This window comes from Pseudomonas sp. 6D_7.1_Bac1 (assembly GCF_025465945.1).
Lineage (GTDB): Bacteria > Pseudomonadota > Gammaproteobacteria > Pseudomonadales > Pseudomonadaceae > Aquipseudomonas.
In genome coordinates, this window is sequence record NZ_JANLNW010000080.1 from 12,030 (window position 1) to 24,604 (window position 12,575).

Here is a 12,575-nt window from a genome sequence, read left to right on the forward strand (position 1 = left end):
GCACTCCGTGGCTGGCTGCGTGAAGTCTAGACAGCTTTGCTCCGTGCGTCGGGCCAATCATGGTGGGGCCTGAAAAGCAAAAAGGGCGCCCGAGGGCGCCCAAAATCACCTTGACCGAGGAGCCAGGTGAGGCCGTTCGTGTCGCTGCAGCGGTGGTAAGGCGCTGCGTGAACGGTATTGCGTGGCGCGCCCAAGGGCGCGCCGTTGTCTATTTAGTGCAGTAGCGGTGAAACGCGACGGCGTTAAGCCGTCGCACCGATCGGTTGGGTAACCGGTCGTTGTGAGTCAGGTTGCTTCCAGGATTCGTTCGCGGTGTGCTCCATGGCTTCCTGGATCGCACGTTTGCGATTGGCTTCAGCCTTGCGACCGAAGTACCAGACCATGAAGGTCACGATCGAAACGGACAACAGGATCAGGCTGGCCACAGCGTTGATCTCGGGCTTCACGCCCAGACGCACGGCCGAGAACACTTCCATCGGCAGGGTGGTGGAGCCCGGGCCCGACACGAAGCTCGCCAGCACCAGATCGTCCAGCGACAGGGCAAACGACATCATGCCGCCCGCGGCCAGCGATGGCGCGATCATTGGAATGGTGATCAGGAAGAACACCTTCAATGGCCGTGCACCGAGGTCCATGGCCGCCTCTTCGATCGACAGGTCCAGCTCACGCAAGCGCGCCGACACTACCACCGCCACATAGGCAGCACAGAAGGTGGTGTGGGCGATCCAGATAGTGAAGATGCCACGTTCCTGCGGCCAGCCGATCATCTGCGCCATGGCCACGAACAGCAGCAACAGCGACAGACCGGTGATCACTTCCGGCATCACCAACGGCGCGGTGACCAGGCCGCCAAACAGTGTGCGACCCTTGAAACGGGTGACGCGGGTCAGCACGAAGGCGGCGAGTGTGCCCAGCGCTACCGCAGCAATCGAGGTGTAGCAGGCGATTTCCAGTGAGCGTACCACCGAGCCCATCAGTTGGGTGTTGTCCAGCAGGCCGACGTACCACTTTACCGACCAGCCGCCCCAAACCGTCACCAGTTTCGAGGCGTTGAACGAGTAGATCACCAGAATCAGCATCGGCATGTAGATGAACAACAGGCCGAACACCAGCATCATTCTTGAAAATCCGAAACGGTTCATGCCCGTCCCTCCATCTCTTTGGCTTGGCTGCGGTTGAACAGGATGATCGGCACAATCAGGATCGCCAGCATCACCACCGCCAACGCGGACGCCACCGGCCAATCGCGGTTGTTGAAGAACTCCTGCCACAGCACGCGACCGATCATCAGGGTTTCGGGGCCACCGAGCAGTTCCGGGATCACGAACTCACCCACCACCGGAATGAACACCAGCATGCAACCGGCGATGATGCCGTTCTTGGCCAGCGGTACGGTGATTTTCCAGAAGTTGTTGAAGTTGCTTGAACCCAGGTCCGATGCGGCTTCCAGCAGACTCTGGTCATGCTTGACCAGGTTGGCGTACAGCGGCAGCACCATGAACGGCAGGTAGGCATACACCACACCGATATAGACCGCGGTGTTGGTGTTGAGGATTTCGATAGGTTCTGAAATCAAACCGGTCCACAGCAGGAAGGCGTTGAGCAAGCCGTTATTGCTGAGGATGCCCATCCACGCATACACGCGGATCAGGATCGCCGTCCAGGTCGGCATCATGATCAGCAGCAGCAAGACGTTCTGCGCTTCCTTGCTGGCCTTGGAAATCGCGTAGGCCATCGGAAAACCGATCACCAGGCACATGGCCGTGCTGAGGGCGGCCATTTTCAAGGAGCCCAGATAAGCCGAGATGTACAGCTCATCGTCGCCCAGCATGGCGTAGTTGCCGAGGTTCAACAGCAGCTGAAATTTCTGCTCAGCGAAGCTGTAGATCTCGGAGTAGGGTGGAATGGCCAAGGCTGCTTCGGAGAAACTGATCTTCATTACCAGGAAAAACGGCAGCATGAAGAACATGAACAGCCACAGGAATGGAATACCGATGACAACTTTACGGCCGCTCGGCAAAAACCGTTGGATCTGCTGAGTGAGAGTGTTCATGCGCGCAGTACCACGCCGCTGTCGTCTTCCCACCAGACGTAGACCTGATCGTCCCAGGTTGGGCGGGTGCCACGGCGTTCGGCGTTGGCCATGAACGACTGGACGATCTTGCCGCCAGGCAGCTCCACGTAAAACACCGAGTGCCCGCCGAGGTAAGCGATGTCATGCACTTTGCCCTGGGACCAGTTGTAACGGGTCTCGGGTTTGAGGGTGCTGACCAGCAGTTTTTCCGGGCGGATGGCGTAGGTGATCGACTTGTCTTGCACCGACGTACTCACGCCGTGACCGACGTAGATCTTTTGCTCCAGGTCCGGGCTGTGAATGATCGCGTGACCTTCCAGATCTTCTACAACGGTGCCGTCGAAGGCGTTCACGTTGCCGATGAACTCGCAGACCATGCGGCTGACCGGCGCTTCATAGATGTCGACCGGGCTACCGATCTGGGCGATCCAGCCCAGGTGCATGATCGCGATGCGTTCGGCCATGGTCATGGCCTCTTCCTGGTCGTGGGTCACCATGACGCAGGTCACCCCGACGCGCTCGATGATTTGCACCAGTTCGAGTTGCATCTGCGAGCGCAGCTTTTTATCCAGTGCACCCATCGGCTCGTCGAGCAGCAGCAGTTTCGGCCGCTTGGCCAGCGAACGGGCCAGTGCAACACGCTGACGCTGACCACCGGAGAGTTGATGCGGCTTGCGCTTGGCGTACTGGGTCATGTGAACCAGTTTGAGCATTTCTTCGACGCGGGCTTCGATTTCACTGGCGGGCAGACGGTCCTGCTTCAGGCCGAAGGCGATGTTCTGCGCCACGGTCATGTGCGGGAACAGGGCGTAGGACTGGAACATCATATTGATCGGCCGCTCATAGGGCGGCATATCGGTGATGTCCACGCCGTCGAGGTAGATTCGCCCTTCGGTCGGTCGCTCAAAGCCTGCCAGCATGCGCAGGAGTGTCGATTTGCCGGAACCCGAACCGCCCAGCATGGCGAAGATTTCGCCTTGGTAGATGTCCAGGGATACATCGTCTACGGCAACGGTTTCGTCAAACTTCTTGGTTACGCGGTCGACTCTCACCAGAACCTTCTTGGGTTGCTGGTTACCTTCTAGAGTCTTCCTGTAAATGCTGGAGGCGTTTGCCATGTGAAACTCCCAACAGGTGTCAGTCGTCGGGCCAATGCGGCCTGACGTAATAGTTGATTGCGAACCCGCACTGAGCAGGCCTATTCGGCGACGCCTTCCTGGCTGCCGGGTGGTGCTTTTTGTTCTAGCGTTTTGTTGTATTCGTGAATGGCTGGCGCGCAAGGGCGCACCCGCCGGGCTCACGGGGGCAGTTAAATCGTTGAGTGCTGTTTGAGGTCGTCAGTCAGCGCGTATTACGCAGCGCTGCCCGTTGTCGGCACGCATTGCCAAACGCCTGGAAAATACTCAAGTAGGGAGGGTTGGCCAGGACCTGCCATTCCGGGTGCCATTGCACGCCGAGGGCGAAGGCCTTGCTGTGCTCGACAGAGATCGCCTCGATCAGGCCGTCCGGCGCGATGGCTTCCGCCCGCAGGCCAGGTGCCAATCGGTCAATGCCCTGGGCATGGATCGAATTGACCTGGAACGCCAGGGGTAACTCCAGCGCCTCGAACACCCCGCCCGGTTGCACTGCGACGGCATGGGCCGGCGCGTATTGCATGGCCAGGTCCGGATGGTCCGCTTCGCGGTGATCCAGGTAGCCGGGGAGTTCGTGGACCTTCTGATGCAGGCTGCCACCGAACGCCACGTTCATTTCCTGGAAGCCCCGGCAGATGCCGAGTACCGGAACGCCCGCCGCAATGGCTGCACGTAATAAAGGAAGGGTGGTGGCATCCCGTTGCGGATCGTGATCCGTACCGGGTGCGCTGTCGGGGCCCTGATAGTGGAAGGGTTCCACATTGGAGGGCGAACCGGTCAGCAGCAAACCGTCCAGATGGGCGAGTAGCTCATCTATTTCGGTCAGATCGCCTAAGGAAGGAATGACCACAGGCAGCCCCAGAGCCGCGACGCTGACAGCACGCAAGTACTTGTCGCCGCTGACGTGGTAGGGGTGCAGGCCAATCTGTTTGACGCACGCAGTAACGCCGATCAATGGCTTGAGTGCCATTTTTATCACCTCGAAGTTTCACACTTGAACGAGCTTTTCCGGAGCTTAGCCTTGTTGATTTTAATTAACAACTCTCATGTAAAAAATTCTAAACGCCGTACGTCCGATGTTCAGGATTTTTGCTCGCTCAAAGGCTGTGTTGGTACTCGCGTGCCCTGAAAAGGCCCGAAAAATAACGCTGAAAGGTCGAGTGTTCGCTATTGACTTCACTTTGCCTTTCGGATTGACTGGGCTCGTGAAAGTGCAGTGAACATAATAATTAACAGCTAATAGGTGCATCATGTCGGTCCCTCTGCGTACCGTTCAACTCAACGAAGCAAACGCATTCCTTAAGAAATATCCTGAGGTTTTGTACGTCGACCTTCTGATTGCGGATATGAACGGTGTGGTGCGCGGCAAGCGCATCGAGCGCACCAGTCTTCATAAGGTTTACGAAAAAGGCATTAACCTCCCGGCCTCGCTGTTTGCCCTGGATATCAACGGCTCAACAGTGGAAAGCACCGGCCTGGGTCTGGACATCGGCGACTCCGACCGAATCTGCTACCCGATTCCCGGCACCCTGAGCATCGAGCCTTGGCAGAAGCGCCCCACCGCGCAACTGTTGATGACCATGCACGAACTCGAAGGCCAGCCGTTCTTCGCCGACCCGCGTGAAGTGCTGGCCAATGTGGTGCGCAAGTTCGACGACATGGGCCTGACCATCTGCGCCGCGTTCGAGCTGGAGTTCTACCTGATCGACCAGGACAACGTGAACGGTCGTCCGCAGTCGCCACGCTCGCCGGTGTCCGGCAAGCGTCCGATGTCGACCCAGGTGTACCTGATCGACGATCTGGACGAATACGTCGACTGCCTGCAAGACATTCTGGAAGGCGCGAAAGAGCAGGGCATTCCTGCCGACGCGATCGTCAAGGAAAGTGCCCCGGCGCAGTTCGAAGTCAACCTGCACCACGTCTCCGACCCGATCAAAGCCTGCGACTACGCGGTCCTGCTCAAGCGTCTGGTGAAGAACATCGCCTACGACCATGAAATGGACACCACCTTCATGGCCAAGCCGTATCCGGGCCAGGCGGGCAACGGTCTGCACGTACATATTTCGATCCTTGATAAAGAAGGCAACAACATCTTTGCCAGCGAGGATCCCGAGCAGAACGCCGCACTGCGTCACGCGATCGGCGGTGTGCTCGAGACCCTGCCGGCGCAGATGGCCTTCCTCTGCCCGAACGTCAACTCCTACCGTCGTTTCGGCGCACAGTTCTACGTGCCGAACTCGCCAAGCTGGGGCATCGACAACCGCACTGTTGCGGTCCGCGTGCCCACCGGTTCCGCTGACTCCGTACGCATCGAACACCGCGTTGCCGGCGCCGATGCCAACCCGTACCTGCTGATGGCGTCGGTTCTGGCCGGTATTCACCATGGTCTGACCAACGAGATCGAGCCAGGCCCACCGGTGGAAGGCAACAGCTACGAACAGAACGAGCAGAGCCTGCCGAACAACCTGCGCGATGCACTGCGCGAGCTGGACGACAGCGAAGTCATGGCCAAATACATCGACCCGCTGTACATCGACGTGTTCGTGGCGTGCAAGGAAAGCGAGCTGGCCGAGTTCGAGAACTCCATCTCGGACCTTGAGTACAACTGGTACTTGCACACGGTCTGACGGCCTGATGTCGGTCATTTAAGGCAGAGAACCTGTGGGATTGGTGATGTACACAGCGCATGTGTCCACCACCAACCCCCTGTGGGAGCGAGCCTGCTCGCGATAGCGGTGGATCAGTCGCCATCAATGTTGAATGTGATGGCCCCATCGCGAGCAGGCTCGCTCCCACAGGGGGCTGCGGTTTTCTGATTCTTAACTGACGGGCCTTGGTCCAACGACTACTTATTTCTCTGCGTCGAGTCACAACAATGACAAACACTCGCAGCGACTGGGAGCAACGCTTTCAGTCCCTAACACTCGAAGGTCGGGCATTCATTGACGGCCAATACTGCTCGGCACTCAGCCGCGACACCTTTGAATGCATGAGCCCGGTGGACGGCCGCTTTCTGGCGGCCGTTGCCAGCACCGACGAAGCTGATGCGAATGTGGCGGTGCAGGTTGCACGCCGAGCGTTCGAATCCGGTGTCTGGGCCAAACTGGCCCCGGCCGAGCGCAAGCGCATCCTGATTCGTTTCGCCGATTTGATTCTGGCGAACCAGGAAGAACTGGCGCTGCTGGAAACCCTGGACATGGGCAAGCCCATCAGCGACTCCATGGCCATCGACATTCCAGCGACCGCCAACGCGATCCGCTGGAACGCCGAAGCCATCGACAAGATCTACGACGAAGTCGCGCCAACACCGCACGATCAGTTGGGCCTCATCACTCGCGAACCGGCAGGCGTGGTCGCGGCCATCGTGCCGTGGAACTTCCCGTTGATCATGGCCAGCTGGAAGTTCGCACCGGCCCTGGCGGCGGGTAACTCGTTCATCCTCAAGCCCTCGGAAAAATCGCCGCTGACGGCGATCCGCATCGCTCAACTGGCGCTGGACGCGGGCATCCCGAAAGGCGTGTTCAACGTGCTGCCGGGCTTCGGCCACACCGTCGGCAAGGCGCTGGCGTTGCACATGGACGTCGACGTGCTGGCCTTCACCGGCTCGACGGCGATTGCCAAGCAACTGCTGATCTACGCCGGGCAAAGCAACATGAAACGCGTTTGGCTTGAGGCTGGGGGGAAGAGCCCGAACGTGGTGTTTGCCGACGCGCCGGATTTGCGCGCGGCAGCACAGGCAGCCGCCAGCGGGATCGCTTTCAACCAGGGCGAAGTCTGCACCGCCGGTTCGCGTTTGCTGGTCGAGCGTTCGATTCGCGAGCAGTTCATTCCGCTGCTGGTGGAAGCACTGCAAGCCTGGAAACCGGGGCATGCCCTTGATCCGGCAACGACGGTCGGCGCAGTGGTCGATCAGCGTCAACTGGAGTCGGTGCTGCGCTACATCAGCATCGGCAAAGAGCAGGGCGCCGAACTGATTGCGGGCGGCAACCGCACCCTTGAAGACACCGGTGGCCTGTACGTGGAACCGGCGATTTTCGACGGCGTGACCAATGCCATGACCATCGCCCGGGAAGAAATCTTCGGCCCGGTGCTGTCGCTGATCACCTTCGACACCGCTGAAGAAGCGTTGGCGATTGCCAACGACAGCATCTTCGGTCTGGCCGCCGGTGTCTGGACCAGCAACCTGAGCAAGGCCCACACCTTTGCTCGCGGCTTGCGTGCCGGCAGCGTCTGGGTCAACCAGTACGACGGCGGCGACATGACTGCGCCGTTTGGCGGGTTCAAACAGTCGGGTAACGGTCGCGACAAGTCGCTTCATGCGTTCGACAAGTACACCGAGCTCAAGGCGACCTGGATCAAGCTCTAACATTTTCACAGCAGCGGTCGCAGTCTTCCGCGTGCGACCGCTCGGGAATTCAATCATGCAAAAACATGTAAACAGCTACTACGCCGCGACCCGCAACGAGACCATCGATTTTCCGGTGCTCGAAGGGCTGGTCGAGTGCGATGTCTGCGTCATCGGCGCGGGCTACACCGGTTTGTCCTCGGCCCTGTTCCTCAGTGAGGCGGGCTACAGCGTCACCGTGCTGGAAGCCGCCAAAGTCGGCTACGGCGCCAGCGGTCGCAACGGCGGTCAACTGGTCAACTCCTACAGCCGCGACGTCGATGTCATCGAACAGCGTTATGGCGACAAGACTGCCGAAGTACTGGGCAGCATGATCTTCGAGGGCGCGGACATCATCCGTTCGCGCATCAAGCAGTACGACATCAAGTGCGACTACAAGCCCGGCGGTATTTTCGCGGCGCTGAACAAGAAGCAGCTCAAAGGCCTGGCTGAGCAGAAAAGCAGCTGGGAGCGTTACGGCAACAAGAACCTGAAAATGCTCGACGCCAAGGACATCGCCAAAGAAGTCGGCTCGGACAACTACGTCGGCGGCCTGCTGGACATGCAGGGCGGCCACATCCACCCGCTGAACCTGGCGCTGGGTGAAGCCTCGGCCATCATTGGCCTGGGCGGCAAGATCTACGAGCAATCGGCAGCGGTGGAAATCACCTACGGCGAGCCGATCACCGTACGCACCGCCAAAGGCGTGGTGCGGGCCAAGTACCTGCTGATCGCCGGCAACGCCTATTTGCCTCAGGACCTCGACAACCGCGTCACCCGCAAGAGCATGCCCTGCGGTTCGCAAATCGTGGTCACCGAGCCATTGTCGGCCAAAGTCGCCAAGAGCCTGATCACTAACAACTACTGCGTCGAAGACTGCAACTACCTGCTCGACTACTACCGCCTGACCGCCGACAACCGCCTGCTGTACGGTGGTGGCGTGGTCTACGGCGCGCGCGAGCCGGATGACATCGAGCAACTGATCAAGCCGAAAATCCTCAAGACCTTCCCGCAGCTCAAGGGCGTGAAGATCGACTACCGCTGGACCGGCAACTTCCTGCTGACCATGTCGCGCATGCCGCAATTCGGCCGTATCGAGAAAAACGCCTATTACATGCAGGGCTACAGCGGCCACGGTGTGACCTGTTCGCACCTGGCCGGCAAGCTGATCTCGGAAATGATCCGTGGCGACGCCGAACGCTTCGATGCCTTCGCCTCGTTGCCGCACATGCCCATGTTCGGCGGCCGCACCTTCCAGGCCCCACTGACCGCTATGGGCGCGGTGTATTACGCCATGCGTGACCGTTTCGGTATCTAAGCGGCGCAATTCATGTGGGAGCGGCGGTACAGTCAATATTGATGTCGCCTGACACACCGCCATCGCGAGCAAGCTCGGCTCCCACAGTAGATTCATGGAAGGCACAAAATCTGTGGACCACCGGGACCAAACTGTGGGAGCGAGCCTGCTCGCGATGAGGGCGTGTCAGTCACCCTTGATGCTGTCTGACACACCGCTTTCGCGAGCAGATTCATGGCGGGCACAAAATCTGTGGACTACCGGGACCAAACGGTGGGAGCGAGCCTGCTCGCGATGAGGCCATGTAAGCCACCATCGATGCTGCCTGACACACCGCTATCGCGAGCAGGCTCGCTCCCACATTAGGTTTCGCGCCTTGACGGACAATTACCGTCAGCAGGCTCTATTTTTCTGCCGTTTATCGAAGCTGCTGAGCGACACGAACAAACGTGATTTAATAGCCGCCTTTCACGTTTCTGGGACAGGGAAGCGGTGTTTTTCGCGGCCAAAAGTCGCCCGCCATCCACCCCCATAACCCTTAAGTATTTCTCGCATAAGGCTGTCATGGACACGGGCTCACGACTCAAATTAGTACGCGAAAGCTACAAAATGTCCCAGCGCGAGCTGGCCCGACGTAGCGGCGTCACCAATGCCACCATCTCCCTGATCGAACAGAATCGTGTCAGTCCCTCCGTCAGTTCCCTGAAAAAACTGCTCGAAGGCATTCCCATGTCTTTGGCGGACTTCTTTACCTTCGATCAACCGCCTCGCGAGCATCAATACGTGTTTCGTGCCAATGAACAGCCAGATCTCGGACGTCATGGGTTGCGGTTGTTGCTGATTGGCGCTTCGGTGCCGAGCCGGCAGATGCGGCTGTTGCGCGAGCAATACGCGCCGGGTGCCAGCTCTGGCGATGAGCCGATTGTGCATGCGGAAGGGGAGGAGTGCGGGCTCGTTACCCGGGGCACGGTTGAGTTGACCGTGGACGGGCAGATCAGTGTGTTGAATGCCGGGGATGGGTATTACTTCCCGACGACGCTGCCGCATCGGTTTCGGAATATTGGGGCGGATGAGGCGGAGATTATTAGTGCCAACACCCCGGCTAACTTCTGATATTTGACAACCTGGGTCATCCCAAACACTATCGACCCATGACCTACACACGTCACCTGAACATGATGTGCTCCTCCATGACCGCCTCTGGCGGGCCGTGAGGTCATGCGTTCGTAGGATTTGACGTAATTACTCAAGGCCCCGCCAGAAATGGACGGGGCTTTTTAGTTCTCCGCCCACCGATGGTTAACGGAGAATGAAATGTTCGAGATCAGACGAGCCACGCCAAGCGATTCCCAAACAGCATTCGACATTCGCCTTCAAGCGATAAGGCACCAATGCATCGGCGCCTATACCTTGGAGCAAATGCTGGCCTGGACGGCAGGATCAGCCAAGGACGGGTACAGCGACCTGATGGAAAAACACTTTTATCTGGGCTGTATTCAGGGGGAGCCGGTGGCAACGGGAATGCTTGATCTGGAGAACAGCGAAATCGGCGCGATCTTCGTGCTCCCGGGTTTTATGCAACAAGGCATCGGCTTGAGAATCCTGAACCACCTGGAATGCCTGGCACGGGATCTGGGGCTGAAAGAAGTCAATCTGGACGCTACGTTGAACGCGGCTGACTTCTACCGGCGGTGCGGTTTCGTGGGTGACGAACCTGCTATTTACTACTCACCCCCCGGGCTTCAGCTGGCTTGTGTACCGATGGTGAAAGGGCTTTTGTAGGCTCGGCAGGGGTTAGTTGCTTAACTGGCGGCAGACCCCGGGGGGCGGGGGCTCGTGCAGGACGTAATATTCCTGATGGCTACGATTGACAAACTCTCACGACTTGTAGGAGTTTAGCCGCCCGCAGGTAAGGCATATCTGCTGATGGCCAAAAAACGGCCGTTATTCACCACACAAGGGATTGTCTATGCAAGGTTCAAATACCGTTGCTCAACAGGCGGGCGGTCAGCTGGTGCATGCGCATCAGAACACCACGCACATGAACATTGCCCAGCAAATCCTCGAATGTCTGTTTCGGCGTCGTAGTCTTGCCCCGGAACAGGATCATGAGCTTTCGTTACAGGTGCTGGAACCCCATCTGGCGAAGGTAATGCAGGCGGTCGAGAGCGGTTGCAAGGTCGAAATGGTCTTGCCAGCCTTTCCCGGCAAATCGCCCAGCCGCAAGAAAACCCTGAGCCATCTCCCTGATCTTGCTGAACACCATGCAATCGACGAGTTACACCGCCTGTGTGAGGAGATCCAGGAGATCTATGCGCCGGGCGCGCTGATTCATATCTGCTCCGATGGCTATGTGTTCTCTGACTTGGTGCATGTTCCCGATTCTGACGTCAAGGCTTACACCGACGCTATTCAGGACTACGCCGAACAGCTTTATCCCGGTACGTTCGCCCATTTTGACCTCAGGGATGCCTATCCTCAGCTTGATTGTCTGGACGCCATGCGTGAGGAGATGATGATCGAGCACGGCCAGTCATTGATCCTGTTGCAGCAGCGCTTCAAGGATGAACCGCACATGATGTTGATGTACTGCGGTATCCATCGCTTTCTTTCCGAGGATTACTCGGGGCTCAAGGTATTCGCCGGCATGAGCTTGAATGCGGTGAAGAAGGTCGCCAAGCCGGCCTCCCAGCGGGTGATTCAGCGCAGTGAAGCCTGGAGCGCCCTGTTACTGGCGCGCTACCCGCATTGCCTGCGCCTGTCGATTCACCCGCAACTGGCGGTGTCGACGAAGATCGGTATCCGGCTGGTGCCAACCAGTGACCTGTGGCGTACTCCCTGGCATTCGGTAGCAATCAAGCGACGGGGTGTGGTCACCCTCGAAAAACGCAGTAATGTCGATGAGCGCTACCACCGTCTGGTGTTCCGCAAGGGGCGTCCTTGTCACTACGCCAGTGCTCAATGATGGCGTCTCGGTTGCGGGTCGAAGCCGTACTCTTCGATTTGGATGGAACCTTGGTGGACACCTTGCCTGACATCACCTGGTGTCTGAACCAGGTGTTACTCGAACACGGTTGCCCGGCGCTGACTGCGCAAACAATGCGGGGGTATATCGGTGGCGGGACCACTGCGATGATTGAGCGGGTTGCCACGCAGTTTGGTATCGCTGATACGATCGCCCTGCACCAGCGCTATGTGACGCTATATCAGCACAACCTGGTTCAATTTTCCCGCCCATTCAGCGGTGTATTGGAATTGCTCGAAGGCTGCCGCCAGTTACAGCTGCCGCTGGCTATCGTGACCAACAAGGCCGAGGAAATGGCCTTGCAGGTTTCCAGAACATTGCTGCCGCAGAATGCTTTCGGGCCGATTCTGGGGCATTGCACGGGCAGGTCACTCAAACCTCAGCCGGATGTGGCATGGGAAGCCGCCCGCCGGTTGTCGGTTGATTCGCAACGCTGTTTGTTCGTCGGTGACACAGAGATCGACCTGAAAACCGCCCGTGCTGCAGGTATGTACTCGGCAGCAGTCACCTGGGGGTATGGCCTGACTCATACTTTGCAGGCCCAAGCTCCGAACTTCTGCTGTGAGCAACCGGCCGGGTTGTTGCGCATTCTGCAGCAAGTCTGCGGGACAGCGCATGCGTTCACCGAGCATGGCGATACCGCCAAATCCTATTGATACACA

At 58.6% G+C, this 12,575-nt stretch carries 11 protein-coding genes; 7 read left to right on the forward strand and 4 right to left on the reverse strand.

Annotated features, from left to right (window positions below; genetic code table 11):
• Positions 1-242 precede the first annotated feature (242 nt).
• The 4 genes from NTD87_RS24760 to NTD87_RS24775 form a co-directional block, all read right to left on the reverse strand.
• Entirely contained in the window at positions 243-1,142 is a 900-nt protein-coding gene (locus NTD87_RS24760) for an ABC transporter permease subunit (protein ID WP_262116817.1), read from the reverse strand.
• Positions 1,139-2,020 carry an ABC transporter permease subunit gene (locus NTD87_RS24765; protein WP_262117025.1) on the reverse strand — a complete coding sequence of 294 codons (882 nt, stop codon included), beginning with the start codon at positions 2,018-2,020 and terminating at the stop codon, positions 1,139-1,141. Before NTD87_RS24765 ends, NTD87_RS24760 begins: the two co-directional genes overlap by 4 nt.
• 29 nt (positions 2,021-2,049) lie before the next feature.
• Positions 2,050-3,192 carry a polyamine ABC transporter ATP-binding protein gene (potA, locus tag NTD87_RS24770; protein ID WP_262116818.1) on the reverse strand — a complete coding sequence of 381 codons (1,143 nt, stop codon included), beginning with the start codon at positions 3,190-3,192 and terminating at the stop codon, positions 2,050-2,052.
• A 223-nt stretch (positions 3,193-3,415) separates the two neighbouring features.
• Positions 3,416-4,177, reverse strand: a complete 762-nt coding sequence (locus tag NTD87_RS24775) for a gamma-glutamyl-gamma-aminobutyrate hydrolase family protein (RefSeq protein WP_262116819.1) — start codon at positions 4,175-4,177, stop codon at positions 3,416-3,418.
• A 280-nt stretch (positions 4,178-4,457) separates the two neighbouring features.
• On the opposite strand from NTD87_RS24775, the gene NTD87_RS24780 reads away from it, so the two are divergent.
• From NTD87_RS24780 to NTD87_RS24810, 7 genes are all read left to right on the forward strand, one after another.
• A complete protein-coding gene (locus NTD87_RS24780) occupies positions 4,458-5,834 on the forward strand; it encodes a glutamine synthetase family protein (protein ID WP_262116820.1) in 1,377 nt (458 codons plus the stop codon).
• Between the two features lie 248 nt (positions 5,835-6,082).
• Entirely contained in the window at positions 6,083-7,573 is a 1,491-nt protein-coding gene (locus NTD87_RS24785) for an aldehyde dehydrogenase (RefSeq protein ID WP_262116821.1), read from the forward strand.
• Between the two features lie 52 nt (positions 7,574-7,625).
• Positions 7,626-8,909: an FAD-binding oxidoreductase gene (locus tag NTD87_RS24790; protein WP_315975345.1), complete on the forward strand. Its 1,284-nt coding sequence runs from the start codon at positions 7,626-7,628 to the stop codon at positions 8,907-8,909.
• Between the two features lie 543 nt (positions 8,910-9,452).
• Entirely contained in the window at positions 9,453-10,001 is a 549-nt protein-coding gene (locus NTD87_RS24795; protein ID WP_262116823.1) for a cupin domain-containing protein, read from the forward strand.
• Positions 10,002-10,202: 201 nt separating this feature from the next.
• Positions 10,203-10,670, forward strand: a complete 468-nt coding sequence (locus NTD87_RS24800) for a GNAT family N-acetyltransferase (RefSeq protein WP_262116824.1) — start codon at positions 10,203-10,205, stop codon at positions 10,668-10,670.
• A gap of 187 nt (positions 10,671-10,857) precedes the next feature.
• Positions 10,858-11,853 carry an isocyanide synthase family protein gene (locus tag NTD87_RS24805; protein WP_262116825.1) on the forward strand — a complete coding sequence of 332 codons (996 nt, stop codon included), beginning with the start codon at positions 10,858-10,860 and terminating at the stop codon, positions 11,851-11,853.
• Positions 11,853-12,569: an HAD family hydrolase gene (locus tag NTD87_RS24810; RefSeq protein WP_262117026.1), complete on the forward strand. Its 717-nt coding sequence runs from the start codon at positions 11,853-11,855 to the stop codon at positions 12,567-12,569. Before NTD87_RS24805 ends, NTD87_RS24810 begins: the two co-directional genes overlap by 1 nt.
• Positions 12,570-12,575 lie beyond the last annotated feature (6 nt).

Coding starts and splice junctions, on each gene's coding strand:
- NTD87_RS24760 (WP_262116817.1), bottom strand. CDS start 1,142: ATGAACCGTTTCGGATTTTCAAGAATGATGCTGGTGTTCGGCCTGTTG.
- potA (WP_262116818.1), bottom strand. CDS start 3,192: ATGGCAAACGCCTCCAGCATTTACAGGAAGACTCTAGAAGGTAACCAG.
- NTD87_RS24775 (WP_262116819.1), bottom strand. CDS start 4,177: ATGGCACTCAAGCCATTGATCGGCGTTACTGCGTGCGTCAAACAGATT.
- NTD87_RS24780 (WP_262116820.1), top strand. CDS start 4,458: ATGTCGGTCCCTCTGCGTACCGTTCAACTCAACGAAGCAAACGCATTC.
- NTD87_RS24785 (WP_262116821.1), top strand. CDS start 6,083: ATGACAAACACTCGCAGCGACTGGGAGCAACGCTTTCAGTCCCTAACA.
- NTD87_RS24795 (WP_262116823.1), top strand. CDS start 9,453: ATGGACACGGGCTCACGACTCAAATTAGTACGCGAAAGCTACAAAATG.
- NTD87_RS24800 (WP_262116824.1), top strand. CDS start 10,203: ATGTTCGAGATCAGACGAGCCACGCCAAGCGATTCCCAAACAGCATTC.
- NTD87_RS24805 (WP_262116825.1), top strand. CDS start 10,858: ATGCAAGGTTCAAATACCGTTGCTCAACAGGCGGGCGGTCAGCTGGTG.
- NTD87_RS24810 (WP_262117026.1), top strand. CDS start 11,853: ATGGCGTCTCGGTTGCGGGTCGAAGCCGTACTCTTCGATTTGGATGGA.